The organism is Cupriavidus sp. CPT47-8839-RL05A (genome assembly GCF_058792255.1).
In genome coordinates, this window is the sequence record NZ_JBYTEG010000010.1 from 157443 (window position 1) to 183870 (window position 26428).

The following is a 26428-nucleotide window of genomic DNA, read 5'->3' on the forward strand; positions in this document are numbered from 1 at the left end:
CTCAGCTCTTCTTATGGACATTGCGGCGCCTCACGCCCCAGGCTGCGGCAGCCAGGACAGCCGCCACGAGCAGGACAAGCCACGGCCAGCGTGCTTGCCAGAAGGGGCCGAGGAGGCCATGGGCATGCCCGTCCGCGGCAACATTCAGGCTGCCCTCGATCAGGTCCGACTCATCGCCGGCAACAAGCGTGAACACGAGCGCATGGTGGCCCGGTTGGCGCAGCGCCTTGAGGAGTTTCTCGTCGGTAAAGGAGTAATCGCCGAAGTCGGCATGCAGCTTGCCTTGTGCCTTGATGCCGTTGAACTCGACCTCCAGCGTGCCGTTCAGCACCGGCTCGTTGGTGACGTAGCGGTCGACCATCACCGACAGCTCATCGGGGGCCAGCGTGCCAACCAGCTCGAACGCTTCCGTATTGGCTTCGATGACGGGCTGGGCATTCGCCGCGGCGCCGGTGCTCGCCGGCGCATCCAGATGCTCGCCATTGGGGCCATGGGCGCCCGGCGCCGCATGCGCGGCGCAGGCGAGGGACAAGAGCAGGGTAAGGAAGAACTGGCGGATCATGGCAGGACTCCGAGAGCCTGGTTCAGGTTGGCAGTGGCGATGCCGCGCCGGGCACGCTGGCGCGCCAGGTCGGCTTCGGCTTCGAGGGCCTGGTTCTGTGCGCGCAGCACTTCAGGCAAGCCGATTTCGCCGGCATTGAAAGTTCTGCGCAGTAGTGCCGCCCGTTCGGACAGCGTGGCGTTGCGCTCTTCGGCAAGTCTGAGCTGCTGCTCTGAGAGCGACAGCGTCGCCTGTGCCGCGTCGATCGCGGAGCGGACGATGCGTTCGGTGCGATCGAGTTCGGCCCGGGCTGTCATCAGTCCAGTCTGAGCGGCAGTCTCGCGTGGCAGATTGCGCGCATCGGTAGCGAACGGGATCCTGATGAACAGGCCGACGGTCTGGTCGCTGGGCATGCCGCCGCCCGCACGGTCGTTGCGGTACATCACGCCGACTTCCGGCGGGTCGCGGCGCGATTTGCGCAAGTAGCCCACCTGGCGCTCGCTGCGCAGCACGGCCTGCTGCGCAGCTTCCAGCCTTGGATGGCTCACGGCACCGGCGGCAGGATCGGTCACTGGCGCTGCCGCTTCGTCATATCGCAGCGGCAACGCCGATACGCCAGTCGCTTGCAGCAGCCGCGCCCTGGCATCCACCAGCCGGGCCTCGCTGTCCGCGAGCAGGCCCTGCGCCGCCAGGTAGTCCTGCTGCGCCAGCAGCAGGTCGGTGCGCGCCAGGTCGCCGGCGGTGACCCGCCGCCGAACATCGTCGCGCAGCGACGCGGCGATCTCTGTGCGGCGCCGCAGCACATCGCGTTCCCCTTCCACGGCCACGAGCTGCCAGACGCGCTCGCGCACCTCCGCGGCAACGTTCAGCCGCGCCAGGGCGGCGCCGGCTTCGGCCTCGGCCGCTTGTGCGTCGGCCAGGTCCCCGCGTGCCGCACGCTGGCCTGGCATCCACACCGGGACGCCAAGCTGGACCTCGCTCTCACGCAGGCCGCGCTTTTCAGTCCAGCGGTCATCGCGGTGCAGCAGGCCAAGCGTGGGCGGCCCGGCGATCAGCGAATCCGCCTGGACCCGGCTGGCCGCCGCCTCCAGGCGCCGCCCCTCGGTCGCCTGGAGGGCAACGGACCGCTCCCACGCGGTATTGAAAAGCGCGTGCAGATCCGCCGGCGCAGGCTGGCCATGGGCCGACGGCGCCAGCAGCGCGGACGCAACAATGGAAATGAAGAACTTCTGCATGGAATCCCCAACGCAAATCGCGATAACACAGGCAATGCGGCGGGGCGCGGCGCAAGCCATTGCGCCACGTCAGGCAATCAGGAGGTCAATGCCCCGCCGTCAGGCGGGCGCGTGAGGGGGGCGTAAGGGTGGACTGCCGCCGGGGTCAGGCATGCGGCCGCCGAGGAATAACGGCTCGGGCTGCGTCTGCTGCGCCAGCGGCAACAGCAGGCCCGCGGGCAGCGGCGCCTGGAAGTGGGTGCCGTAGTCGAAGTCGAGTTGATGCGACGCGGATGCTGTGGAATCGTCGAACGCGATTTCCCCGTCGTCATCGTGGTGATGGGGGACATGCTCGGCGTGCGCCGCCATATGGTCCGGCGGGAAGCCCGCTGAATGCGTGAGTTGCCGCTGCGCTGCGGCCAAGGCCTGCAGCGGCAGGATCAGCATCAGGAGGATGGCAATCACGCGCGACATAGGGCGGGATTCTACCTGACCTAAAGGGGGCTGGCGCGGGACTGGCGGGACGACCGTGTAACCGATTGTGGCGGCAAGGCCGCCGAACGTTAATCTCTTCGTAGCTCTAGCTGACGTACGCTCTACCCACTGCGCAGCGCCTCACTTTCGCAGCAGGTACGAGCCTGTGGGTTCTTGGCCGATAGCAGGCGCACGTAGGCGGACCAAGGCAAGGAGAACGCCTGGGCAAGGGTGGTGAGCTCAAGTGATGTTCTGGGCGCACATTTGCCAGGCAGTGTCTGGAAAATTCCATGAACGGGCGATTTGGGCAGATACCGTCCGGCAGATCCGATCGAACGGCCACGCTTGATGCGGCTTTCACGAGGACTGTCTGACGGTGCCGAAGCACCGCCAGCCCAGAGGCACTGCTATGCCGCAAGCGGCCCAGCTGCCATCAAGGCATCCAGCTTTGCCTTCACCATTTCAAGCAGGCAGAGCGCGCTGAAGCACGCTTCCGAGCGCACGCTTTGCTGCTCCAGCAGCACGAGCACGCCTTCAATGCCGGCACGCACTTCATGCAGGCACGCGTTGGTTTCGATTGTATCGACCATTACTGACTCCTTACCGGGTTAATGCGCGCCACTCATTTGAAGGTGAGGGTGGCGGGCCAGACAGCGAGGGTGGAAACCCGGTTAGAACAGGGAAGAACCCGGTCAGCCTTTCAGCTGCCTCGCTCGGCCCGCCTTAGAACCAGACATGTTCGTGCGAGCAGAGGCGTTGCCGTTTGAAAGCGCAACGCCTGTCCCTGTTCCGACCTTCGGGTTTCCACGCCCGGTCATCGGCGATCCGATGACGTGACCAGTATTTCCTGCCGGAGTCGTGCACGCGATAAGAGATGTCGCATTTTGGAGCGGTTGGGCGAAGCTTGCCGCAACGCGATTGAGTAGGAAATCGCTGAGTCTTGGAATGCGAGGTGGTCGCTGTGCGGTTGGTTGTCGCTCTTGACTAGCGTGGGCTGTTTCGCCGGCGTAGCCGGCGACTTACTTCTTGTCCAAGCGACAAGAAGTAAGCAAGAAACGCGTCGCCTATGCGGCTGGCCATAAATTGCACGGCGTTGGTGGTTCGCACGGTGGTGCTTGCCGTTTGGGCTTGGGTGCCCGTTCGACCCTGCTACGCCATGTGAGTGTGGGACAGTGCCTGCGTTAACCCACTATTGAACGATCCCCATGCAGGGCGTAGGCCGCCTGCTGCCAGCCGTATCGCGGGGACGCCTACGGCTGCTGCGCGGGCTCAAAATGCGCTGACGGTCATTGGGCGCTTGCGCGGAGCGCAGCCGAAGGCGTTGACGCGATATCTGCGTCCAATAGTCGGTTGACGTAGGCACCGGACAGGGAGCGTAGCTGGGTCGAACGGGCACCCAAGCCCAAACGGCAACCACCGCCGCCATATGACCAACACCGTGCAATTTATGGCCAGCCGCCCAGGCGACGCGTTCTTTGCCTACTTTCTGTCGCTCGGACAGAAAGTAGGTCGCCGGCTACGCCGGCGAAACAGCCACGCCCGCCAAGCACGACAACCGACCGCATGGAACCAAGCCAAATCATGAGTTCCCAATCCCGCCACCGATGATCTTGGCCAGAGATCCGTCCACACCATGCTCCCCCACCTGAGCCACAAAATCCTCCCCCTCCGGCAACCCCAACGAAAACCTCACCGGAAAATTCACAGCAATCCCGCCTTCACCAGGCACCGGCCGAACCACCTCCCGCGCCTGCACATGCGGATCCTCAAACAGCGCCGTCGCCCCCAGCACCGGCGAGAACGGAACATCCAGCGGCCCGAAGAATGCCTCCCACTCGGCCAGGTCGCGCGTGCGGAACACCGCCGCCATCAGGTCATTGACCTCCACCTTGTGCCCGTACCGTCCAGCCCGCGTGGCAAAACGCGGATCGCGCAGGGCCGGGAATTCTTCGCCCAGCGCCTCGCACAGATTGACCCAGAACTTGTTCTCGAGGATGCCCATCGCCAGATGCAGGCCATCACGCGTTTCGAAGAGATCGTTCTCCGGCATCACGGTAGGGGATGCCTGCGGCGATGCCTCATGCCCGCGCGCGGCCCAGGCGCCATGGGCGGTCCACGACAGGATCGCGTCATGGATCGAGACATCCAGATGTTGACCCTGTCCGTTCTGGCGCGCACTCATGATTGCCACCGCAAGCGACAGCGCCGCGTAGCCGGAGGCGGCGTAATCCGACACCCGCACGCGCGGGCGCGAGACCTTGTCGTGCACCTGCACCGGCGTCGCCCAATAGCCGGCCAGCGCCAGGTAGTTCAGGTCATGCCCGGCGTGGCTGGCATAGGGGCCAGTCTGGCCGAAGCCCGAGACCGAACACAGCACGATGGCGGGATTGACCGCCGCCAGCGCTTCATAGCCCAGCCCGAGCCGCGCCATCACGCCGGGGCGGAAGCCTTCCACTACGGCATCGGCATTGCGCACCAGGTCAAGGAAGGCTTCACGGCCTGCATCGGTCTTCAAGTCCAGCGCAACCGAGCGCTTGCCGCGGTTGAACTGCGCGAATACCGTCGGACCGAGCTGCCGCGCAGTATCGCCGGTGCCGGGTTGCTCGACCTTGATCACATCCGCGCCCAGTTGCCGCAGCAGGCTGCATGCATGCGGACCGGGCAGCAACTGGCTGACGTCGATGATGGTGACGTCCTTGAGACAGGACCATTCTGGCTTCATACAGGGCCTTGGGGGAGAAGGAAGGAAGGGGTGCCGCACGCGCGGAAGGTGGCGTGCGGCGCGGGGCGGGCAGGGCGCTCAGCCCAGGTCGCCGACCATGCCGATCGACTTCATCAGGTCGCCGTAACGCGCGTTGTCGCTGGCGACAATGGTGCCGAACTGCGCGGGCGAGGCGCTGCGGCGCAATTCGCCGGCATTGGCCTTGAGCTGGGCATCAAACACGCCGGCCGTCTGCAGGGCACCAACGGCGGCGTGGAGCTTCTGCGCCAGTTCGGCCGGGAAGTTGGCCGGTGCGAACAGGCCGCTCCAGTTGTCGATGACGAAGCCCGGGGGCAGGGCTTCGGCCATGGTCGGCACGTCCGGGAAGAACGGCGAACGGGCGGCCGCAGTGACGGCAAGCACCCTGACCTGGTTATTGCGCACGTACTGTGTCGCGGTGCCGAGCACCGGCATGCCGAACTGGGTTTGTCCTGTCAGCATGGCGGTGATGATCTCCGGCGCACCCTTGTAAGGGATATGCACGGCGTCACAGCCGGTCTGGTGCAGCATGGTTTCCACCGCGAGATGGGCGATGCTGCCCTTGCCGCCGGAGCCGTAGTTGAACTTGCCCGGCGCCTTCTTCATGGCGGCGATCAGTTCGGCAGCGGTCTTGTAGGACGACGAGACCGGCACCACCAGCGCGGACGGCCCGCCAGACAGTGCGGTGATCGGCGTGAAATCCTGCGCCGGGTCATACGGCATCTTGCGGTACATGTGCACGTTGATCACGTGCGTATTGGCCAGGATGCCCAGCGTATAGCCATCGGGCGCGGCACGGCGCAGCGCGCTGGCGCCGATGATGCCGCCAGCGCCGGGCATGTTCTCGACCACCAGCGGCTGGCCGAGCTTCTTGCCCAGCTCCGCCGACAGCGTGCGGGCCACGTTGTCGGGCGTGCTGCCGGCGATAAACGGAACGATCAGCCGGATCGGGCGGCTGGGGTAGCTGGATGAAGCGCTGGCGGCGCGGGCCGGCAGCAGCAGGCTGCCCAGCGCGGCGGCGCCGGCGGTGGCAAGCCAGTTTCGGCGGTTCATGCTTGGTCTCCGTGGTCTTGTCTTATGGTCTTCATGCCGGCGGCGACCGTGCCGCCGGCACGGTCAGGCCTTCTGCTGCTGCAGCGGTTCAAGGATAGCGCGCGCAATGGTATTGCGCTGGATCTCGCTGGTGCCGGTGAAGATGCGGAACATGCGCAGCTTGCGGAAGGTCTGCTCCACCGGGTGGCCGCGCGTGACGCCGACGTTGCCGTGGATCTGCACTGCCTTGTCCGCCACCTCGAAGCAGCGTTCCGAGACAAAGAGCTTGCACGCCGCGGCCTTCATGCGCAGGTCGGCGCCGGCATCGGCCAGCGCGGCGGTATGCGTGATCATGCTCTCGCAGGCCCACAGCGCGGCGGCCATGTCGGCCAGCATGTGCTGGATCGCCTGGAAGCGCGCGATCGGCCCGCCGAACTGGCGGCGCTGGCCGGCATATGCCACCGACGACTCATATGCCCTGGTGGCCAGCCCCAGCATGCTGGGGCAGTGCAGCAGGCGGTTCACGTTGATGCGCGACATGCCCAGCTTGAAGCCGTTGCCTTCGCCGCCAAAGATATTGGCGCGCGGCACGCGCACGTTCTCGAAGCGGATGTCGCCGTCGATATGCTGGCCCGACATCGGCACGTACTCGTTGCTTACCGTCACGCCGGGCAGGTCCAGGTCGACCAGCACCGCGGTGATGGCCGGCGGCGTGGTGGTGGCGTCGGTCACGCACATGACGATGGCAAAGTCGGCGAACGGCGCGCCGCTGATGTAGTGCTTGCCGCCGTTGATGACCAGCTCGTCGCCATCGGCCACGGCCGAGGTCCTGATGCTTTGCGCGTCGGAGCCGGAATGCGTTTCCGTCAGTGCGAAGCAGGTCGATTTCTCGCCGCGGATCACGGGCTCGAAGTAGCGCTTGAGCTGGTCCGGGGTGGCGTACTTGAGCATATTGCCCACGCGCGGCGGGCCGCCCAGGTCGCCCAGCACGTGCGCGGCCAGGGTGGAGCCGCTGGCGGCCAGGTCGGCCTTGAGCGCGCATTGCTCCTGGATGTTCAGGCCCTTGCCGCCGAGCGATGTCGGCAGGCAGGCGGCGTAGAAGCCCAGTTCGCTGGAGCGGCGCCAGACCTTGCGCAGGGTCTCGCGCGGCCACGGGTCTTCAGAGCCCAGGCCGAGTTCCTGTTCCAGCGGGCGCAGTTCTTTGTCGATAAAGCGGCGGATGCCGGCGCGGGTTTCCAGCAGTACGGGATTGGTCAGGTGGTCGAACATGGCGGACTCCTTCAGTTCACGCGGCGGCCGACGCCTTGCCAGTAGCGTTCGCGCACGATCTTACGGGCCAGCTTGCCGCTGGCGTTCTTGGGCAGCTCGGCGACAAAGTCCACCGAGCGCGGCGACTTGTAGTCGGCAATGCGCTCGCGGCAGTGCGCGATCAGCTGCTGCGCGGTGGCCTCGCGCCCGGGGCGCAGCGTGACCACGGCCTTGACGCTTTCGCCCCAGGTGTCGTCCGGCACGCTGATGACGCAGGCTTCCAGCACGTCGGGGTGCTGGTACAGCGCGGCTTCCACCTCGGTCGGATAGACGTTGAAACCGCCGGAGATGATCATGTCCTTCTTGCGGTCGACCAGGTACAGGTAGCCGGCCTCGTCCACGCGTGCCATGTCGCCGGTGTGCAGCCAGCCATCGATGATGGTCTCGCGCGTCAGCGCGGGCTCGTTGAAGTAGCCGTGGAACACGTCCTCGCCGCGGATCACCAGTTCGCCGATCTCGCCCACGGCGACCTCCTTGCCGTGCTCGTCGACCACGCGCACTTCGGTCTCGCCCAGGGCGCGGCCGCAGGAGGCCAGGCGCTCAGGATGGTTGGCAATGGCGTCGGCATGGTCGGTGGTGGACAGACGTGTGACGCCTGAGGTCGATTCGCTGGCGCCATAGCCCTGCGACAGGATCGGGCCGATGCGCTCCCAGGCCTCGCGGATGCGTGCCGGCGCCATCGGCGCGGCACCGTAGGCCAGGGTCTTCAGGCTGGACAGGTCGGCCTGGGCCAGCGTGGGCTCGGCCAGCAGCATGTTGATCATGGCCGGGACCATGAACACGTGGGTGATGCGCAGCCGCGCCACCTCGGCCAGGAAGTGCGCGGGCTCGAATTTCTCGAACAGCACCAGCGTGGCGCCCTGGTACAGGTAGGGCTGCATCAGCATGCCGGAGGCGTGCGTGACCGGCCCGATCAGCGCCAGCCGGTCGCCCGGGCGCGCCGGGCGGTCCATGCCGGACACCATCTTGCGCAGCGCCGCCATGCGGTTGCCGTAGCTCTGCATGGCAGCCTTGATCTTGCCGGTGGAGCCGGACGAGAAGTGCAGCACGGCCAGGTCGTCGGGGGCAGGGGTGATGTCAGGCGGCGTGGTGCCGGCGTTGGCCAGCAGCGCCTCATATTCGACATAGCCCGCCGGCGCATCGCCGATGGCGATAAAGGTCTCGATGGCGCCGAAGCCGGCCGTGGTGCGCGCATAGCCGGTGTAGCCGGGGCCGGCGATCAGCACGCGCGGGGTGCAGTTTTCGACCACGTCGCTGGCCTCGGCCGCGGTGAAGCGCGGGTTGAGCGCCGCCTTGACCAGGCCGGCCTTGTACAGCGCGCATTCCAGTTCGACCAGCTCGGGGCGGTTGCGCGACTGCACCGCGACGCGGTCGCCGGGCCGCAGGCCCAGTGCCAGCAGCGCATTGGCCAGGCGCGTGGAACGTTCGTCCAGCTGGCGATAAGTCACCACCTGGTCCTGGTAGAGGATGGCGGGCTGGTCGCCCCAGTAGCGCGCGGCGCGGCGCAGGAAATACGCGAAACCCATGCTGTCTCCGTTGATGCCTGTTGATTCCGGTGAGCTTTTACGTGTGCTCGTGCGCCGTAGTCTGTAAGATGACAGGCATCACCACAATGACGCATTGGCTATAAAGTCATAGCCATCAGGAATGTGAGGCAATGGAGACGCGGGATATCGAGTACATCCTCGCCGTGGCGGCGCACGGCGGCATCGGCCGTGCCGCGGACGCGCTGGGGATCAGCCAGCCGGCGCTGACCAAGGCGGTGCAGCGGGTGGAGACCCAGGCCGGGCTGCCGCTGTTCGAGCGCACCGCCAACGGCATGACCGCCACCTACGCCGGCACGCGCTTCCTGGAGCGGGCGCGGCGCATCCAGCTGGAATACGAGGACGGCATCAAGGAGATGCTGGGGATCCGCACCGGCGAGCAGGGCATCCTGCGCGTGGGCTATTCGCCGTCGATCCCGGGCAGCGTGATCCTGGGTGCTTGCCGGCAACTGGTGCGCGAGCGTCCCGTGGCGCGTCTGCGGCTGCGCCGCAGGTTGGCGCGCGACCTGCTGGACCTGCTGGCGGCGGGGGAGCTGGATGTGGCGGTGGCGCCGGCGCCTTCGGCAGCCTCATCGACCGGCCTGGCGGTACAGCCGCTCTTTGACGACCGGCTGGTGGTGGTGGCGGACGAGGGCCATGCCTTGCTGCAGCGGCGCAAGCTGCGGCTGGCGGACCTGGCGGACCAGGAATGGCTGCTGCCCGAAGGGCATATCACGCTGCGCCAGCAGGTGGACGCGGCGTTCCGCCAGCGCGGCCTGCCGGAACCGCAGCCGCGCATCGAGATCGACTTTGGCAGCAGTTCGCTGTTTGCGCTGATGCAGGGCACGCAGATGCTGAGCATCGCCAATGAAGGCGGCGATGCCATGCAGCACGGCCTGCGCGTGCTGCCGCTGGGCGTGGAGGAGCTGGACCTGCGCCGGAACATCGGCGTGATCTCGCGCGAGGGCGCCTACCTGTCGCCGCTGGCGCAGCGCCTGACGGTGCTGCTGAGCGAGCACAGCCGCTGAGGCAGCGGCAGGGCCACGCGGTTATTGCAGCGGGATCTTAGCCACCTCCGCCAGCCGCTTCCAGCGCTGGATCTCGTCCTTCTGGTACTGCAGCATTTCGGCAGGCGACGACAGGATCAGCTTGGTCGACTGGCGCGTGTAGTACTCGCGCACATCCGGGGCCCTGCCGGCCTGCGCAAACAGGTCCTGCAGCCGTTTCACCACCGCCGGCGGCGTCTTTGCCGAGACCGCAGCGGCCACCCAGTTATAGGCCAGGAAGTCGGGCAGGCCGGCTTCGACGATGGAGGGCACGTCCGGCAGCAGCGGCGAGCGCTGCGGTGCGGTGTAGGCCAGCGCGCGCACCTTGCCGCCGCGGACCAGTTCGATGGCGCCGGTGGCATCCACCACGGCGAAGTCGACATTGGCCGCCATCACGCCGTTGATGGCATCGCCCGCGCCCTTGTACGGCACGGCGGTGGTCTTGATGCGGGCCAGTTCGTTGAGCCACTCCGAGTAGAGCGTGTAGGAGATCGAGCCCGAGCCGTAGTTGAGCGCGCCGGGGCGCTTGCGGGCATCTTCCAGCAGCTCGGCCAGCGTGCGGTAGGGCGAGCTTGCCGGCACGATGATCACGCATGGCCCGCGCGACAGCAGCGTGATCGGCGCAAAGTCCGTCAGCGGGTCATACGGCAGCTTGCGGAAGGTGGCGGCATTGGTCGACAGCGTGGAATTGCTGCCGATAAAGACGGTGTAGCCGTCAGGCGGCGCGTTCAGCGCGGTCTGCACACCGATAAAGCCGTTGCCGCCGGGCTTGTTCTCAACCACCACGCCCTGGCCGGTCAGCTCGCCGATCTTCTTGGCGAACATGCGCGCGGTGGTGTCGGTGCCGCTGCCGGAAGGGAAGGGCACGATAAAGCGGATCGGGCGGGATGGGAAGGCGTCGGCGGACTCGGCGGCGGGCGCTGCCAGCGGCGTGGCGGTGCCGATGGCCGCCAGCGCGGCGGCAGCGAGTCCGAGGAAGCGGCGGCGGGAACGGAAGGCCTGTTGCATGGTGTCTCCTGAGCGTGGAATGCCCGGCGTGTTCCCGCCGGTGCAAGGGGATAAGCGGGGATAAACGGGGGCTTAACGGCGCAAGCCGAGCAGGTCGCGTGCAATCACCCAGCGGTGCACCTCGCTGGGCCCTTCGTAGATGCGCATCAGACGGGTCTCGTTGGCCATCTGCTGCAGCGGCAGCTCCTTGGTCATGCCCATCGCGCCGAAGGTCTGCATGGCATGGTCGATCACGTCCCACGCCATCTCGGTGGCGAATACCTTGATCATCGATACCTGCGTGCGCGCCTCGTCGCCGGCGTCGATGCGGCTGGCGGCTTCGTAGGTCATCAGGCGGCAGGCGTGGATGCGCGTCGCGGCGTCGGCCACCCACCACTGGATCGCCTGGCGCTGCGCCAGCGGCGCGCCGAAGGTCTGGCGCTGCGGCGCGTACTCGCAGAGCATGTCCAGCGCGCGCTGCGCCCGGCCGATGCACCACGCGGCCATCTGCACGCGGCGCGTGGACAGCCGCGTCTGCATCGGCGCAAAGCCCTGGCCTTCGGTGCCCAGCAGCTGCGAGGCGGGGATGCGGCAGTCTTCCAGCACCACCTCGTAAGTCGATGCGCCGCCGATCATCGGGATGCGGCGCTCCACCCGGAAGCCCGGCGTGCCGCGCTCGACGATAAAGGCCGAGATGCCGCCGCGCGCGCCCTTGGCCTTGTCGGTCACGGCCATGACGATGGTCCAGTCGGCGCGTGCCGCGCGGCTGATCCAGATCTTGCGGCCGTTCAGCACCCATTGGTCGCCGTCGCGTTCGGCGCGCGTGGTCATCATGGCGGGGTCGCCGCCGGCGCCGGGTTCGGAAATGGCGATGGCCGACACGGTCTCGCCGCGCGCGTAAGGGGCCAGGTAGCGCTCGCGCTGGGCCTCGCTGGCGCTCAGCATCAGCATGCGCAGGTTGGGCGAGTCCGGCGGCAGTTCGTAGGGCGTGATGGTCTTGCCCAGTTCTTCGTTGACGCCCACCATGGCCACCGTGGGCAGGTCGGCGCCGCCCATCTCTGTGGGCGCATCCAGGCCCCACAGGCCCAGTTCGCGCGACATCGCGTCAAGCCGCGCGTGCTCTTCCGGCAGCAGCGTCATCTGCCCGCCGGCGGCTTCGCGCGCCAGCACCGCGGGTTCCAGCGGGATCAGCTGGTCGCGCACAAAGCGCGCGACCAGGTCCTTGAGCATCCGGTGTTCTTCGTCCAGTTCAAAGTTCATGCCCTGTCTCCTGCTGATTCGTTATGGTTGACTGACACCTTGCGCGAGGCCCAGCTCCTGCAGGACTTCGGCGGTGTGTTCGCCCAGTCCCGGCGCATGGCGGCGCAGCGACAGCGGCGTGGCCGAGAAGCGCGCGGCGGGGCGCACTTCGCGCAGCGGGCCTTCGGTGGGGTGCTGGGTTTCCTGGAACAGGCCGACGGCGCGCAGGTGCGGGTGGTCGACCAGTGCGTCCAGGCCGTAGATCGGCGTGGCGGGGATGTCGAGCGACTCGAACAGCGCCATCCATTCATCGGTGGTGCGCGCCGGCGTCAGCTCGGCCAGGTGACCGTACAGCGCGCGGATATTGGCGTTGCGCTGCGCGCGGTCGGCCACCTCGTAGCGCTCGGCCAGGTCGTCGCGGCCCACCGCGCGGAAGAAGGCTTGCCAGTGGCGCTCGGTGTAGGGCAGGGCGCAGATCCAGCCGTCGCGGGTCGGCGCGGGGCGGCGCCCGCCCTGCAGCAGACGGGCGTAGCCGGCACCGGCGGGCGCGGGCTCGAAGGTCAGGCCGCCCAGGTGCTCGGCCATCACGAACGCGGTCATGGTCTCCAGCATCGGCACCTCCACCGACTGGCCGACGCCGTGGCGCTCGCGGTACAGCAGGGCTGCCAGCACGGCGTTGGCCAGTGCCAGCCCGGTGGTCTTGTCGGCGATCAGGCTGGGCACGTACTCCGGGCGATCGCCGGCGGTGGAACCCAGCGCGACCAGCCCGCAGCCGGCCTGGATGATGTCGTCGAAGGCCGGCTTGTCGCGGTGCGGACCGTCCTGGCCGAAGCCGGTGGCCACGCAGTAGACGATGCGCGGGTTGATGCGCGCCACTTCGGCATAGCCGAAGCCCAGCCGCTCGATCGCGGCTACGCGCATGTTGTGCACCAGCACGTCGGCGCTGGCGATCAGCCCGCGCAGCGCCTCGGCGCCCTCGGGGGTCTTCAGGTCGAGCACGACCGAGCGCTTGTTGCGGTTCAGCGCCAGGTAGATCGAGCTCATGCCGGCGTGCTGCGAGACGCCGTTGGCGCGCATCAGGTCGCCCTCGGGCCCTTCGATCTTGATCACGTCGGCGCCAAAGTCGGCCAGCACCTGCGTGGCCAGCGGCCCGAGCACGACCGCGGTGAGGTCCAGCACGCGGATGCCGTCCAGCGGGCCGGCCGGCGTGGCGCGGGTGTCTTGTTCGCTCATCGGGGCCACTCCTTCAACGGCGCTTGAAAACAGGGGCGCGGCGCGCGGCCATGGCGGCGACGCCCTCGCGGAAGTCTTCGCTGCGGAACTGTCCGTGCTGGATTGCCAGTTCGCGCTGGTTGATCTCGGCGATGCGGTCGGCCAGCCCTTCGCGCAGCGTGGCGCGCGTGGATTCCACGGCCAGCGGGGCGGAGGCGGCGATCTCTTGCGCCAGGGCCATGGCGCGGGCATTGACCTGCGCCTTTTCCACCAGTTCATCGGCCAGGCCAATCTCGACCGCGTCGGTGCCGGTGATGCGCCGGCCGGTGTAGAACAGCAGCGCGGCCTGCTGCTCGCCCACCAGCCGCGGCAGCGTCAGGCTCATGCCGAAACCGGGGTGGAATCCCAGCCGGTTGAAGTTGGCGCTGAAGCGCGCCTCGGCGCAGGTCACGCGGAAGTCCGCCACCAGCGCCAGCCCCATGCCGGCGCCGATGGCGGCGCCTTCCACCGCGGCCACGATCGGCTTGCGGCTGCGGTAGAGCCTCATCGCATGCGCGTAGAAGCCGCCCGGGTCGTTGGCAACCGCGCCCTGGTCGGCGCCGCTGAAGTCAGCCCCGGCGCAGAAAGCGCTGACGCCGGACGCCAGCACGATGGCGCGGCAGTTCTCGTCGTCGTCCAGCGCCTGCAGGGTGTCGGCCAGGCGCCGCATGATGTCGGCATCGACAAAATTGTGCGGCGGGCGGGACAGGACGATGCGGGCGACGTGGCCTTCATGGGTCACCTGGATATTGGCGTCGGCTGACATGCGGGGCGTTCCTCTGTGGTGGATCGGCTCGGGGGCCGGGATGGACACAGTATTCGCGCCGCGCGGCCGTACCGCTATACTCTAATTTCACTAACTGAAATTAGTGGCGATGCCGGACGCCGTGCTGCCAGAGCCCTCCACCCGCCGCGTCACGCACCAGACCGGCCGCTTTACCCGCGACACCGCGGGCAGCCAGTCGCTGGAGCGCGGGCTGGTGCTGCTGCGGGCCTTCCGTGTTGGCACCACCAGCCTGACCAATGCCGAGCTGGCGGTGCGCACCGGCCTGCCGCGCCCCACCGTCAGCCGGCTGACGCGCTCGCTGGTGGATGCCGGCTTCCTGCGCTATGACGTGAACGAACGCGCCTACCGGCTGGCGCCGGTGGTGCTGAGCCTGGCCGATGCCTTCCACCAGTCAAGCCGCGCGCCGGACATTGCATTGCCGCTGATGCGCAAGGTAGCCGAGGCCGGCAAGGTCAACGTGGGGCTGGCCGTGGGCGACCAGCTGGAGATGGTGTACCTGGCGTCGATCCGGCACAGCCGCGACAGCGTGTCGCGCACGCGGCGCGTGGTGCCGGGAACCCGCGTGCCGATGGAGATGACGGCGATCGGGCTGTCATGGCTGGCGGCGCAGCCTGAGGGGGTGAGGGAGGACCTGCTGGCCGGCATTGCCGCGCGCCAGGGCGAGGCCTGGATCAACATGCGGGCCCAGGTGCTGCGCGGCATCGCGCAGGCGCAGCGGCACGGTTATTGCACCGCGGCCTACCAGCCCGGGCACCTGCTGGCCGTGGGGGCCGCATTTTCCGGGCCGGACCAGCAGCTGTACGGGCTCAATATCAGCTTCCCGTTCAACGAGAGCGAGCGCAGCCGCGACAATGCCCGCTATGCGGCCCAGCTGGCGCGGCTGGTGGCGGACATCCAGGAGGCCTGGCGCCGCGCCGCCGGATAATCCGGGTTCAGTACACCGACGGCATGCCTGCGGGCCGGTTCTTGAAGCGCCGGTGGATCCAGTAATACTGCTCCGGCATGGTGGCGATCTGGGCTTCGAGAAAGGCGTTCATGCGGCGCGAATCTTCCTCGACGCTGCCCGAGGGGAAGCCCTCCAGCGGATCGAACACGCGCAGCCGGTAGCCGCGGTAGTCGGGCAGCACCTCGGTGGTAAAGGGCACCACACGCGCGCCGGTCATGCTGGCCAGGCGCGAGGCCGAGGTCAGCGTGCAGGCCGGCACGCCAAAGAACGGCACGAACACCGAATCGTTGATGCCGAAATCCATGTCCGACGCCAGCATCACCGGGCAGCCGGCGCGCAGCGTGCGCACCACCTGCTTGCCGCTGCCGCTGCGCGGGATCATCTCGGCGCCAAAGCGCCCGCGCTGCGTGCGCGAGATTTCTTCCAGCATCGGGCTGGACATCCTGGTGTACAGCGAGGCCACCGGGTGGCGCATCGAATAGAACATGCAGCCGGCCTCGATGCCGACGAAATGGAAGCCCATGAAGATGGTCGGATGCTCCGCGCACGAGGCCAGGTCGATGCGGGTGTCCAGTTCCACCAGCTTGCCCAGGCGCTCGGCGCTGCCGAACCACTGCACGCCGCGCTCCAGATAGCTGCGCAGGACGTGGCCGAAGTGGTTGCGTGCCAGCTTGTCGCGCGTGTCTGCATCCATGTCCGGGAAGCACAGGGACAGGTTGGTATGGACAATGCGCCGGCGGCGGCTGGGGATGCGATACAGCAGCTTGCCGATCGCATCGCCCAGGCGTGCGGTGACACCGTATGGCAGGGCGGCGACGAGCTTGAAGACTGCGATGGTGAGCGCAGCCTGGAGCCGGTGTTTCATGAAGATCCTAGGGTCGGCAGCGGCGGCTCGGGCAATGGCCCCGGGCAGGCGGCTGCGCGGCAATAATTCGGCGCCACTGGCTGGTGGCGAACGGGATGCACCCGAACGACGGGAAGAGCGAGGGCCGGCCCCCGGCATATGCCTGGCGCCTGGCGCGGCACGGTGTGCGCGTCGGGGGCTGACAAAGCAAGGCGGGACGCCAGGGCGGCGCCCCCGGCACGGCGCGCGGGCTGAGGGGCGGCGTGGGTGCGCTATGCGTCGCTGCTCAAGCTTTCTCTGAAGGGCGCACTGTAGCACGATGGCCGCTGCCCGGCGATGACGGTTACTACCAGTAGCAAACAGGGGGAGATTATTGCAGCGCCTGGGTGATTCAGCGGAAATGCTCGGGCCGGGGGCAGGGCATTTCCGACTGTACCGGGAGCGATCCGGAGAAAGGAAAATGGCGCTGAATAATACGCGCAGGCGGCATCGCCACGCCTGCCAATAATGACCGGCGGGATTATCGGGCAGGAATTGCTCAGGGTTTTTTCAATTCGCCCAGGTAGTAATTGACCTCGGCCAGCAGGGCGCGGTGGAATTCCGCCGGCAGGACATGGTCGTCGGTCAGCGACATCAACTGGTTGATGCGCTGGCGGAAGCGCTGCTCGGCGCTGGCGCGCGCCGCCGGCGGCAGGCCTGTGGTCAGCGAGCACAGCAGCTCGCGCATCACCAGCAGGCGCGCGCCGTACTGGATCATGGCATCGCCTTGTGTCTTGAGGTTTTGCGCCAGCTGTTCCGGCATCGTCTTGCCCGGCTCGCCAGGCGCAGGCGGAGCGGGAGTTTCGGCGGGGTTGTGGTCATTGTTGTCGGGCGCGGCCGCGCCGGTCTTTTTTCCTAGCATGGTGATCCTGAACATGGGCGAGGCTCCCTGGTACAAGCGGGGCCGGCCTGAAACGCCGGCGGCCTGGATGGCAGAAGCACTCATCATGGAAGCCTGCCGTGCACCGGACTGTGCGGCGGCAGACACTGGGACGCCTTGCTCGGCGTCAGCCGGCCAACGCCGCCGGCGCGGGTTTGCGGCCCTTGCCTGCGCGCGCCGGCGGCAGGCACAGTCCGCAGACGTAGCGGTGGCGCGCATCGTCGGCCTGCACGACATACTCGCCCCGGCAGTCCCTGCAGCGCGCCAGCCGCAGCATGCCGCGCTCATAGAAGCGCACCAGCGTCCAGGCGCGGGTAAAGCTCAGCTGCGAGGCCTCGCCGGTGGCGCACAGCTGTTCGCGGTACATGCGGTAGCTGGACAAGACCGCGCGGATTCCGTCCAGGATGCCGCGGCTGGTCATGAAGCGGTAGGCGCCAAGCAGCATCGAGGCATGGGCATTCGGGCGCCAGGAGACAAACCAGTCCGTGGAGAACGGCAGCATGCCCTTGGGCGGCGACACGCCGCACAGTTCCTTGTACAGCCGGATCAGGCGCACGCGTGGCAGCGACACTTCGGACTCCAGCACCTGCAGGCGGGCGCCCAGGCCGATCATCTCGATCGCCAGGCGGATCTGCTCAACATCCTGCAGCATGCTCTTGCCGCCAAGCGGGGTCCTGGCGCGCGGAACCGGGGCCGGTGAGCCGGCCACAGCCGTGCCGGCGATATCGTGTACATCCATTGGTCTCCTCCTGGAGATATATCGGAAATGGGCGCGGGCAAAGTGCCGGTTGCTGATCCGGCTTGCCCGGGCCTGTCACCGATAATCATGACCCGGCGTGTCACCGTGCGCGGCACGGTTTCTCTCGGGTCCGGGGCTCAGGTTTCTCGTAGTCGAGGAGGATTTTTGGATCGATCGGGGCGTTATAACCATGACATGCATCAACAATCATATTTCCGCGATTATTGTGTGTCAGGTACGGCGCCTGGATTTGACCGTCCTTATCCTGGTGTAGGAGAAGTGCCCGCACGCTATCGGACTGACGCCGATTTCATTGGCAGGCCCATGGACTACGCTGCAAGAAGACCAACGACGGAGCGATCCATGGCTGCGAACTTCCTGATCAGGCAGACGGCGCAAGGCTGGGAACTGGCGGTCGAAAGTGCCCGCAAGGGCCTGGTGCACTGCGAGGATCGCGAAATCGCCGTCAGTATCGGCATGGCTGCGGCCAGGCGGCGTGGCGTCGCGCTGATCGTGCAGGAGGAAGAGGGCGGCAATAACACCCCGAGCGGCATCACACCACTGGCTGCCTGAACGGGCCCGCCCCGCCCGATAGCGCGGTACGGCACCTAGCGTGCCATCAGAACACCCCAAGCCCCAATCCCGCTGCCAACCCCTCACCCAACTCCCCGCAACGCGCCAGGTCCCCGGCTTCGATCTGCTTGGGCGCAAGGATGCGCTCCGGTGTCTGCGCATGCGTACAGACGATCAGCCCCGGCGCCACGGCGTTGAGCCGCCAGCCAGTGGCGATGCGCTCGATCTGGCGCAGCGCATTCTGGCCATCGCTGCCGGCGCAGATCATGGTGGCGTAGGGGCGGCCGTTGATGCGGTCCAGCGCGGCGTAATAGCAGCGGTCGAAGAAGTCCTTCATCATCCCTGCCATGGCGGCCAGGTTCTCCGGCGTGGCGAAGAGATAGCCGTCGGCGGCAAGGACATCGTACGGGCCGGCCTCGGCAGCGGTCTTGAGCACGACCTTGACGCCGGGCTGCTGGCGGGCCGCGCCAGCGGCGGCCTCGGCCATCTGCCGGGTGCCTCCGGTCATGGTGTGATAGACGATCAGCAGCGTTTTCATGCTTGCGTGTGGGCTGTGTGCCGTACGTTGAAGACTGTATCACGCAGGCCGGCGACGACACTTATCGTAGAATCCGGGGCAGCCATCCTGCGCGCCCGGCGCACGTGCCACCCCTTCATGCCGAAAGCCAAAGCCCCCGCCCTTGACCGCTCCGCCAGCGAGCAGGCCATCCAGTTGCTGGATGCCGCCACCGATCATGTTCTCGCCAATGGCTTGGGCGATCTGTCTTTGCGCAGCGTGGCGGACGCGCTCGGCACGAGCCACCGCATGCTGATCTACTACTTCGGCTCCGGGGATGGCTTCTGGCAGGCACTGTTGCATCGCATCCGCCATGCCGAGCAGGCCGCCCGCGAGCGCATGATGGTGGAAGGCATGGCTCCCGAAGCCGCGATGGAGGCGGCGTGGGAGCGCTATTCCGCCCCAGGCTACCTGCCGATCATGCAGCTGATGTTCGAGATCTACGGCAAGGCCATCCGCGACCGCGAGCGCTTCAGCGGCTTTCTGGAGGACGTCGTCGGCAGCTGGACAACCACGCTGGCGGCACGCCTGCAGCGCGACCTCGGTCTTGGCGCTGCCGAGGCCGGGCTGCGCGCGCGGGTGGAACTTGCCACCATGCGCGGGCTGCTGCTGGACCTGGTCACCACGGGTGACCGCAAGGGCACGACGGCCGCGCTGAAGTACTTCGCCGCCAGGATGGCGGCGCTTCCCCAAACCGGCAAGTAACGGCTTTTTTCCCCGGAAATCCGCGTAAACCCCGATTTTTTCCATTCGTGTACCACATGGTACATTGCATCCCACGCCTTGCGGACGAGGCGAATCGTGGCAAACCAACAGGGTGCAATATGGATCGGCGACAACTACTGGCCTGGGTGGCCGGGACTGCGGTGGCGATGGCGCTGCCAGGGATCGGGCAGGCGCAAACCTTCCCTTCGAAGCCAGTGCGGCTGGTGGTGCCGCAGGCCGGCGGCACCGGCAATGATGTGCTGGCGCGCGCGCTTGCGGAAAAGCTCAGTCGTGCCTGGAACCAGCCGGTGGTGGTGGAGAACAAGCCCGGGGCCAACGGGACGCTGGCGATCAGCTATGTGATCGGGCAGCCCGCCGATGGCTACACGCTGTTCTTCGCCGGCGTTTCCAACCTGAGCTTCAATCCCTTCCTGTATCCGAAGCTGCCCTATAACCCGGGTCGGGACCTGACTGGCGTGGCGATGCTCGCCAACTCGCCCTTTGTCTTTGTCGCGGCGCCGTCGCTCAAGGCCGATACGTTCCCGGATTTCGTGCGGATGGCCAAGGCTCGCCCCGGCGAGATCAGCTTCGCGTCGGGCGGCATCGGCAACTCCACCCACCTGGCGATGGAACTGGTCGCGCAACGCACCGGAGTCCGGCTGCAGCACGTGCCGTTCAATGGCAGCGGCGGCTCGACCAGCCTGATGAACGGGCAGACCCCGGTGATGATGAATGTGCTCGCGGGCGTGCAGCCTTACATCGCCGGCAAGAAGCTGATACCGCTGGCGGTCACCGGCGACAAGCGGCAGCCAGCCTTGCCCGCGGTGCCCACCTTCAAGGAGCTTGGCTATGACGTGCAGGTACCCGGGTGGTACGCGATCGTGGCCCGCGCAGGCACGCCCGCAGGCGTCATCCGCAAGGTCAATGCCGACATCAACCAGATCCTGGACGACCCGCAATTCCAGGGGAAGCTTGCCTTCCAGTTCCTGGATGCAATCAAGGGGCCGCCGACCGAGGTGGAGCGCTACATGAAGCGCGACGCCGATACCTGGGGCCCGATCATCCGCAACCTTGCCATTTCTCTCTGAGGACCGCTGCCATGGCACATCTCACCAAGGCCGTGCACGATTATCGCCTGGCGGCGATGCACAGGCTGATGGACAAGCTGCGCGTCGACGCGCTGGTGTTCGGCACGCCTGACTTCTTCCAGTACGCCACCAATTTCCAGCTCGATGTCTGGCCGTGGGAGCGCCCGGTGTTCGTGGTGGTGCCGCGCAATGGCGACACCTTCGCGGTCATGAACGAGCTGTCGACCAACCATATGCGCTTTGCGACGGAGAAGGGCACGGTCTGGCTTGCCGATGTCACCTACTACGCCGAGCATCCCCGTGTCTCGAACCGCCTGCCGCTGCCGGCGCAGCTGCCGGAAGTGGTTGCTGCGCTGCTGGGTGCCAGGGGGCTCGGCATGTCGCGGATTGCGGTCGACGTCCAGCATCCGATCCTGGCCGGTGCGCAGCGCTACCTGCCTGAACTCACGCTGCGGCCCGCCATGGCGGAGATGCGCAGCCTGCGCTGGGTCAAGCATGCGGAGGAGCTGCAGGTCATGCGCGAGCTAGGTGCGCTGACGGACTGGGTGCAGGATCGCTACCGCGAGAACTTCCGGCCAGGGCGGCTGGTGCAGGAGCTTGACCACGCCATGGCGGCGCTGATGTCGGAGGAGGCGGCGCGGCGCTTTCCGGGGGAGGACTTCGACATCCTCAAATGCTGGACGCTGACCGGGCCCGCTTCGGCATCGCCGCATGGCGATGGCGCCGGATGCGGCGCACGGATTTCCGCCGGCGACACCATCGTCAACCTGGTGCTGCCGCGCCTGAACGGGCTTTATGTCGAGAACGAGCGCACCTGGTTTTGCGGCCGGCCCGGCGACGAGCAGGCGCGGCTCTACCAGGTTGCGGCAAAGGCCACCGACGCCGCCGTTGCCGCGGCGGTGGTGGGCAAGCGCGTCTGCGACATGGATGCGGCCGCGCAGGCTGTGATCGAGCAGGCCGGCTGCGGGGACTACGTGTTCCATCGCACCGGCCACGCGGTCGGGCTGATGCTGCACGAATACCCGGAGGACATGGCATTCAATACCCGCCCGCTGCTTGCGGGAGAGGTGTATTCGGCGGAGCCGGGCCTCTATGTCTACGGCCTGGGCGGCTTCCGGCTGGACGATACCGTGGTGGTTGGCGACCAGCCGGAAGTCATCATCAAGACGCCGAAGACGCTGGAATACGCCACCGTGGACTAGGCGCCTGCCGCGTAGCTCAGTCGAGCGTCACCCCCGTATCCGCCGTCAGCTTGAGCACCACCGGCAGGTACGCCTTGTACGCCGCCTCCGCCTGTGCCGGCGTATTGCCGAGCGGTTCCGCGCCCATGTCCACGATGCGCCGCTGCATGTCGGCGCTGGCGACCAGGCTGGCGGTCTCGCGGCCCAGGCGGTCGATGATGTCCTGCGGTGTCTTCGCGGGCGCCATCAGCGTGATCGGGCCGGTCAGCCGGAACGGTTCGTCGGCGTAGCCGGCCTCGGCGAAGGTCGGCACGTCTGGCAGGCCCTGTGCGCGGCGCGTGCCGGTGACCGCGAGGGGTCGCAGCTTGCCGGTGGCGAAGTGTTGCTTGAGCGCGGTCACGGAGCCCACCGTCACGTTGACCTGGCCGGCGAGCAGGTCGGTCACCATCGGCCCTTCGCCGCGGTAGGGCACATGCAGCATGTCAGCCTGGTACTGCCTGGCGAGGTAGGTCTGGATCGTATGCGGCTGCGTGCCCGCGCCCCACGACCCCATGCGCAGCTTGCCCGGCGATGCCTTGGCATAGGCCAGCAGTTCGGCAACGGTCCTGGCCGGCACGCTGCTGTTGACCGCCAGCACGGTGCGCGCGGTGGCGATGTCGGAGATCGGGCGCAGCTCAGTGCGCGGATCGTAGGGCAGCTTCTTGTACAGCGCCAGGTTGGACGTGATCGGGCCGGGAATGGTCATCAGCAGCGTATAGCCGTCAGGCGCCGACTTGGCGACGTAGTCGGTGCCGATGATGCCGCCGGCACCGCCCTTGTTCTCCACCACCACCGTCTTGCCGAGCTGGCGCGACAGGCCATCGCCGATGGCGCGCGCCAGCGTGTCGGTCAGCCCGCCCGGCGGGTAGGCGACGATCAGGTGGATGGGCTTGGCCGGGTAGGCGCCCTGTGCGCCGGCCGGGGCGGGCGCGGCGGCCAGGGCCAGCACGGTGAGCAGGGGCAGGGCGGCTTGCAGCAGCGGGCCGCGCAGCAGGGGGGCAGCGGTCATCATGACGGCGTTGTCTCCTTGGGATGAATGGTCACGTATTGCTCTACGTCGAAGGGAAGGTCTCACTCCAGCCTGATGCCGCGCGCCTTGATCAGCTTGCCCCATTTTCCGATCTCCTGGTCGATGAAGGCGGAAAACGCGCTGCCCGGCTCCGGCTGCGGCTCGAGCCCCAGCCCCAGCAGCTTCTTGCGGATCTCGGCATCGGCCAGCACGGCCGATGCCTCGCGGTTCAGGCGCTCGGAGACGGCGGGCGGCGTGCCGGCCGGCGCGACCAGGCCGAACCAGCCGTAGCCGACCATGCCCGGGTAACCCTGCTCGGCAAAGGTGGGCGCATCCGGATAGACCGGCGAACGCTGCTCCGAGGCCACTGCCAGCACGCGCAGCTTGCCGGCCTTGATAAAGGGCAGCGCCGAGGTGATGGCGGTCAGGGTGGCGTCCGCGCGGCCGGCCAGCAGTTCGGTATAGGCGGTGGCGTCGCCGCGGTAATGGACATTCAGCAGCTTGAACTTGCCGACCTGCCCGAATAGCTCGGCGGTCAGGTGCGGGCCGGAGCCTGCGCCCGGGGAGGCCAGCGTCACGCCATCCGGCTTGTCCCGGGCCATGCGCACGAAGTCGGCAACGGTGCGAGCCGGCGAGCTGGCATTGACGATCAGGAAGACCGGGCCCAGCACGCGCGGCCCCACCGGCACGAAGTCCTTGTGGACGTCGTAGCGCTGGGCGATACCTGCCGCGGTATTGATGGCGAAGGGCGCGGCGGCCCACAGCAGGGTGTAGCCGTCCGGCGCGGCATGGGCCACCTGCTCGGTGGCCAGCCGCGTGCCGGCGCCAGGCTTGTTCTCCACCACCACCTGCTGGCCCAGCTTGTGGCCAAGTGCCTCGGCAAGGATGCGGGCAGAGATGTCATTGGAGCCGCCGGCGCCATATGGCGACACCAGCTTGACCGGCCGCGACGGATAGGCTTGCGCCTGCGCCGGGCTGGCCAGGCACAGCATCGCCAGGCCGGCCGTCAGCACGGCCCGGGCGAAGATTGAGGTCCGATTCATGATGCTTCCTTCATGCGGCGGATGGGTGGATAGCTGAAGCTGCGTTCCAGGTGCGTGGCGCCGGGCACGTAGAGGCGCAACGCTACATAGAACGGCTCAGCGGGGGCCGGCAGCCAGTTGCCGGCGAGGGCGTTCTCCGTAGGTGGCTGCGCGCCCAGCACGATGCGCAGGCTGCCATCGGGCGCCGGGCGCAGGGCCGGCGAGCGGTCGCCCAGCGAGTAGCGCTGCAGGGAGTTCTCGACCAGCATGCAGTCCGATTTACGGTACATGGTCAGCGACCAGAATGCGCCCACCTGGGGTAGTCCTTGCCGGGGAAACACCAGTTCATACTGGCGCCTGCCGTCCAGCGGCAAGCCGTCGCCATCGCAATCGGCCATCAGGTACATGGCTTCCTCAACGCCCAGCGCACCGATGTAGTTGCGCGCCACTTCGGCGCGCAGGGCGTAGTGGGTGCCGAACGAGGTGCGGATTTCCACCGGCAGGAACCAGCCGCCGCCCAGCGCGGAGGCCCTGGGCGCGGCCAGTTCCGCGTCGACCTGCGTCAGCGCGGTGGCCAGTGCCGCGCGCTGCTCTTCGGTCAGCGGCGCATTGCTGCCGATGCCGGCCCGGGCAAAGCTGCGGACCAGTTCCGCTTCGGCGGCGGGTGGCGGGTTCTCGCGCAGCATGCGGGTGACGACGGCGGCGTAGCGGTCGGGATCGGCCGGCCGCTCGGCGGCTTGCATGCCCGCATCGAATACGGTTGCTGCGCTGGTGCCGTCTGGCCGGCGCAGGCGGATGCCGTCCTGCAGGGCATGTGCACCCGGCAAATCGGCTTCGCCATCGGCCAGGATGCGGCCGATGATCCAGGCCGCGTTGGTGGGGCAGGGCAGCGGCGTTGCGCCGGCTGGCACCTCGCCCCGCCAGGCTGGCCCATGCAGCAGCCAGGTGCCGCCTTGCGTGCCGGTGGTGCGGGTGCCGATATAGCCGAACGGGTTGGTATAGGCGTCGAGCAGGCCTAGCACGTAGTAGCGGCCGTGGCAGTCGGGCACGTCGAGCAGCAGCGGGCCGCCGGACAGGTCGAGCCACGCATTGGTGTAGAGCGTGTCGTTGTTCGGCGTGACGACCTGCCGGTGCTGCGGGCCGAGCAGCGCGCGCACGTGCGTGACGGTGTTGATCCAGCGCTGCGTGGAATCGGGCCCGTCGCCGGCGAAGACCCCGGCGCCATCGCGCCGCGGGCAGGTGGCGGCGCGCATGCGCGCCATCTCGTACAGCGGCAGCGTGTAGCGCACCGCGTCGCACGCCAGCGTGCCGAGCAGGTTGTCGTGGTGTTCCATGGCGCGCTCCATCAGGCAACGCGCCGCAAGGGCGGGATCACGTAGCCGCCGGCCATGAAGCCATCGGTCGGGTGGTAGAGCCGCAGGATCAGGTAGAACGGGCCGTCCGGTGCCGGCAGCCAGTTGTCCTGCGCCCGCGTGGGGCGCTGGTGCGAGATGGTCAGCGTGAGGCCACCGTCGGCATCGTATTGCAGACCGGGGCTGCGGTCGCCCAGCGCATAGCGCCCGATGGCGTTGTCGGTGAAGAAGCGGTCGGCGCCGTAGAGCGAGACCGACCAGAACGCCTGCGCCGGCGGCAGGTGTCCCGCGGGAAAGTGCAGGGCGTAGGTGTGGCGGCCGTGCAGCGGTTCGCCATCGGCGTCGTAGTCGGCAGCGGCATAGACGGCCTCGTCGGCGCGCAGTGCGCCCAGGCCCTTCATCGCGGTGACCGCGCGCTGCATCCAGTCGTCGCCATAGCGGCCCAGCAGCAGGCTGTAGGTCCAGCTCTTGCGCGCATGGCTGCGGGTGTTGGCTTCGATCAGGGCCATGCCTTCGTGCCAGGCGCGGACCAGGCCCTGTTGCACCGCAGGCCGCAGCGCACCCACATCGACGGCGTCGCCGGCGCGGATGCCGCATTTGCGCAGCAGCGACAGCAGGCCGGCGGCGGAAGGCTCGGCGGGATACTCGCGCAGGGCGTTGAAGATGTTGGCGAAGAAGTCCAGCGCGGGCTCGCCGCCCTCCTGCCAGTCGCGCACGCAGGCGGGCTGCATCCTGGTGCCGCCGGACAGGCGGAAACCGTTCTCGAAGGCGCTCGCCGCCGGCAGGTCGTCGGCACCGGTCACCAGCACGCGGCCCAGCAGCCAGACCAGTGAGGTGGGGCAGCGCACCACGCGGTCGCCTTCGGCGTGCTGCCCGGGGCCGGCCAGCACGATGTCGGCGCCGGCCGCGGGCACGTTGCGCGGGCCCAGGTTCTCGAAGTTGTTGGTCCAGGCGTCCAGCAACTCCACCACGTAATAGCGGCTGGCATCCGGCAGCGCCGGCACGTGCAGCGTGACCGGGCCGTCGGCCAGGTTGGCCCAGGCGCAGAAGTAGAGCAGGTCATTGGCCGGGGTGACGATGTCGCGGTCCTTGTGCGTCCACTGGTGGGTGCTGGCCGACAGCACGTTGACGGGGGCACGGCCGTAGCCCGTGGCCTGCGCTACTGAGGTCTGCAGCCGGCAGGTGCGCAGGCTTTCAAACAGCGGATAGGTGGCGAGCACCAGCGGCAACGCCGCCGCGGCGGTGAGGGCTTCCTGGGGCGTGTCGATGGGTGCGCCGGCAAGGAAGGGCGCAGCGGGTTGGTTCATGGCGTT

26 protein-coding genes are annotated in these 26428 nt (G+C 67.8%); 6 read left to right on the plus strand and 20 right to left on the minus strand.

The window, feature by feature from the left end:
* Position 1: 1 nt before the first annotated feature.
* From AC3WVS_RS14490 to AC3WVS_RS14525, 8 genes are all read right to left on the minus strand, one after another.
* Entirely contained in the window at positions 2 to 562 is a 561-nt protein-coding gene (locus AC3WVS_RS14490) for a hypothetical protein (protein WP_492319192.1), read from the minus strand.
* The gene (locus tag AC3WVS_RS14495; protein WP_492319193.1) at positions 559 to 1776 is read right to left on the minus strand and encodes a TolC family protein; all 1218 of its coding nucleotides are present in this window, start codon (positions 1774 to 1776) and stop codon (positions 559 to 561) included. The genes AC3WVS_RS14490 and AC3WVS_RS14495 overlap by 4 nt, the downstream gene beginning before the upstream one ends.
* 99 nt (positions 1777 to 1875) lie before the next feature.
* On the minus strand, positions 1876 to 2229 hold the full coding sequence (locus AC3WVS_RS14500; RefSeq protein WP_492319194.1) for a hypothetical protein: 354 nt from the start codon (positions 2227 to 2229) through the stop codon (positions 1876 to 1878).
* 407 nt (positions 2230 to 2636) lie between these two features.
* Positions 2637 to 2819 (minus strand): hypothetical protein, encoded by a 183-nt coding sequence (locus AC3WVS_RS14505; RefSeq protein WP_492319195.1) that lies wholly within the window; start codon positions 2817 to 2819, stop codon positions 2637 to 2639.
* Positions 2820 to 3808: 989 nt separating this feature from the next.
* Positions 3809 to 4951: a CaiB/BaiF CoA transferase family protein gene (locus tag AC3WVS_RS14510; protein ID WP_492319273.1), complete on the minus strand. Its 1143-nt coding sequence runs from the start codon at positions 4949 to 4951 to the stop codon at positions 3809 to 3811.
* Positions 4952 to 5029: 78 nt separating this feature from the next.
* The gene (locus tag AC3WVS_RS14515) at positions 5030 to 6022 is read right to left on the minus strand and encodes a tripartite tricarboxylate transporter substrate binding protein (protein ID WP_492319196.1); all 993 of its coding nucleotides are present in this window, start codon (positions 6020 to 6022) and stop codon (positions 5030 to 5032) included.
* A 63-nt stretch (positions 6023 to 6085) separates the two neighbouring features.
* A complete protein-coding gene (locus AC3WVS_RS14520) occupies positions 6086 to 7270 on the minus strand; it encodes an acyl-CoA dehydrogenase family protein (protein WP_492319197.1) in 1185 nt (394 codons plus the stop codon).
* A gap of 11 nt (positions 7271 to 7281) precedes the next feature.
* A complete protein-coding gene (locus tag AC3WVS_RS14525) occupies positions 7282 to 8835 on the minus strand; it encodes an acyl-CoA synthetase (protein ID WP_492319198.1) in 1554 nt (517 codons plus the stop codon).
* Positions 8836 to 8966: 131 nt separating this feature from the next.
* Between AC3WVS_RS14525 and AC3WVS_RS14530 the strand changes: the two genes are divergently transcribed.
* Complete coding sequence (locus AC3WVS_RS14530) at positions 8967 to 9860, plus strand: LysR family transcriptional regulator (protein WP_492319199.1); 894 nt, start codon at positions 8967 to 8969, stop codon at positions 9858 to 9860.
* 21 nt (positions 9861 to 9881) lie between these two features.
* Here the strand turns inward: AC3WVS_RS14530 and AC3WVS_RS14535 are convergent, their stop codons facing one another.
* The 4 genes from AC3WVS_RS14535 to AC3WVS_RS14550 form a co-directional block, all read right to left on the minus strand.
* Positions 9882 to 10886: a Bug family tripartite tricarboxylate transporter substrate binding protein gene (locus AC3WVS_RS14535; protein ID WP_492319200.1), complete on the minus strand. Its 1005-nt coding sequence runs from the start codon at positions 10884 to 10886 to the stop codon at positions 9882 to 9884.
* 72 nt (positions 10887 to 10958) lie between these two features.
* Positions 10959 to 12125 carry an acyl-CoA dehydrogenase family protein gene (locus tag AC3WVS_RS14540; RefSeq protein WP_492319201.1) on the minus strand — a complete coding sequence of 389 codons (1167 nt, stop codon included), beginning with the start codon at positions 12123 to 12125 and terminating at the stop codon, positions 10959 to 10961.
* A gap of 21 nt (positions 12126 to 12146) precedes the next feature.
* A complete protein-coding gene (locus tag AC3WVS_RS14545; RefSeq protein ID WP_492319202.1) occupies positions 12147 to 13337 on the minus strand; it encodes a CaiB/BaiF CoA transferase family protein in 1191 nt (396 codons plus the stop codon).
* Positions 13338 to 13350: 13 nt separating this feature from the next.
* Positions 13351 to 14121: an enoyl-CoA hydratase/isomerase family protein gene (locus tag AC3WVS_RS14550; RefSeq protein ID WP_492319203.1), complete on the minus strand. Its 771-nt coding sequence runs from the start codon at positions 14119 to 14121 to the stop codon at positions 13351 to 13353.
* A 109-nt stretch (positions 14122 to 14230) separates the two neighbouring features.
* Between AC3WVS_RS14550 and AC3WVS_RS14555 the strand changes: the two genes are divergently transcribed.
* Positions 14231 to 15067: an IclR family transcriptional regulator gene (locus tag AC3WVS_RS14555; protein WP_492319204.1), complete on the plus strand. Its 837-nt coding sequence runs from the start codon at positions 14231 to 14233 to the stop codon at positions 15065 to 15067.
* Positions 15068 to 15074: 7 nt separating this feature from the next.
* Here the strand turns inward: AC3WVS_RS14555 and AC3WVS_RS14560 are convergent, their stop codons facing one another.
* The 3 genes from AC3WVS_RS14560 to flhC all read right to left on the minus strand — a co-directional run bounded on the left by AC3WVS_RS14560 (position 15075) and on the right by flhC (position 17590).
* A complete protein-coding gene (locus AC3WVS_RS14560; RefSeq protein ID WP_492319205.1) occupies positions 15075 to 15953 on the minus strand; it encodes a lipid A biosynthesis lauroyl acyltransferase in 879 nt (292 codons plus the stop codon).
* Between the two features lie 517 nt (positions 15954 to 16470).
* Positions 16471 to 16848 (minus strand): hypothetical protein, encoded by a 378-nt coding sequence (locus AC3WVS_RS14565; RefSeq protein ID WP_492319206.1) that lies wholly within the window; start codon positions 16846 to 16848, stop codon positions 16471 to 16473.
* Positions 16849 to 16978: 130 nt separating this feature from the next.
* A complete protein-coding gene (flhC, locus tag AC3WVS_RS14570; RefSeq protein ID WP_492319207.1) occupies positions 16979 to 17590 on the minus strand; it encodes a flagellar transcriptional regulator FlhC in 612 nt (203 codons plus the stop codon).
* 363 nt (positions 17591 to 17953) lie between these two features.
* Here flhC and AC3WVS_RS14575 point away from each other — a divergent pair, with 363 nt between their 5' ends.
* A complete protein-coding gene (locus tag AC3WVS_RS14575) occupies positions 17954 to 18163 on the plus strand; it encodes a hypothetical protein (protein WP_492319208.1) in 210 nt (69 codons plus the stop codon).
* A 46-nt stretch (positions 18164 to 18209) separates the two neighbouring features.
* On the opposite strand, the gene AC3WVS_RS14580 is transcribed toward AC3WVS_RS14575, so the two are convergent.
* Positions 18210 to 18701 (minus strand): flavodoxin family protein, encoded by a 492-nt coding sequence (locus AC3WVS_RS14580; RefSeq protein WP_492319209.1) that lies wholly within the window; start codon positions 18699 to 18701, stop codon positions 18210 to 18212.
* A 117-nt stretch (positions 18702 to 18818) separates the two neighbouring features.
* Here AC3WVS_RS14580 and AC3WVS_RS14585 point away from each other — a divergent pair, with 117 nt between their 5' ends.
* The 3 genes from AC3WVS_RS14585 (at position 18819) to AC3WVS_RS14595 (ending at position 21714) form a co-directional block, all read left to right on the plus strand.
* Positions 18819 to 19424, plus strand: coding sequence for a TetR/AcrR family transcriptional regulator (locus tag AC3WVS_RS14585; protein WP_492319210.1), 606 nt, complete (start codon positions 18819 to 18821; stop codon positions 19422 to 19424).
* 119 nt (positions 19425 to 19543) lie between these two features.
* Entirely contained in the window at positions 19544 to 20512 is a 969-nt protein-coding gene (locus tag AC3WVS_RS14590) for a Bug family tripartite tricarboxylate transporter substrate binding protein (RefSeq protein ID WP_492319211.1), read from the plus strand.
* 11 nt (positions 20513 to 20523) lie between these two features.
* Complete coding sequence (locus AC3WVS_RS14595) at positions 20524 to 21714, plus strand: M24 family metallopeptidase (protein WP_492319212.1); 1191 nt, start codon at positions 20524 to 20526, stop codon at positions 21712 to 21714.
* A 16-nt stretch (positions 21715 to 21730) separates the two neighbouring features.
* Here the strand turns inward: AC3WVS_RS14595 and AC3WVS_RS14600 are convergent, their stop codons facing one another.
* The 4 genes from AC3WVS_RS14600 to AC3WVS_RS14615 are packed head-to-tail and all read right to left on the minus strand — an operon-like array spanning position 21731 to position 26422.
* Positions 21731 to 22744, minus strand: coding sequence for a Bug family tripartite tricarboxylate transporter substrate binding protein (locus AC3WVS_RS14600; protein ID WP_492319213.1), 1014 nt, complete (start codon positions 22742 to 22744; stop codon positions 21731 to 21733).
* Between the two features lie 59 nt (positions 22745 to 22803).
* Positions 22804 to 23784: a Bug family tripartite tricarboxylate transporter substrate binding protein gene (locus tag AC3WVS_RS14605; RefSeq protein ID WP_492319214.1), complete on the minus strand. Its 981-nt coding sequence runs from the start codon at positions 23782 to 23784 to the stop codon at positions 22804 to 22806.
* Complete coding sequence (locus AC3WVS_RS14610; protein ID WP_492319215.1) at positions 23781 to 25097, minus strand: DUF1254 domain-containing protein; 1317 nt, start codon at positions 25095 to 25097, stop codon at positions 23781 to 23783. The genes AC3WVS_RS14605 and AC3WVS_RS14610 overlap by 4 nt, the downstream gene beginning before the upstream one ends.
* 11 nt (positions 25098 to 25108) lie before the next feature.
* A complete protein-coding gene (locus AC3WVS_RS14615) occupies positions 25109 to 26422 on the minus strand; it encodes a DUF1254 domain-containing protein (RefSeq protein ID WP_492319216.1) in 1314 nt (437 codons plus the stop codon).
* Positions 26423 to 26428: the final 6 nt, after the last annotated feature.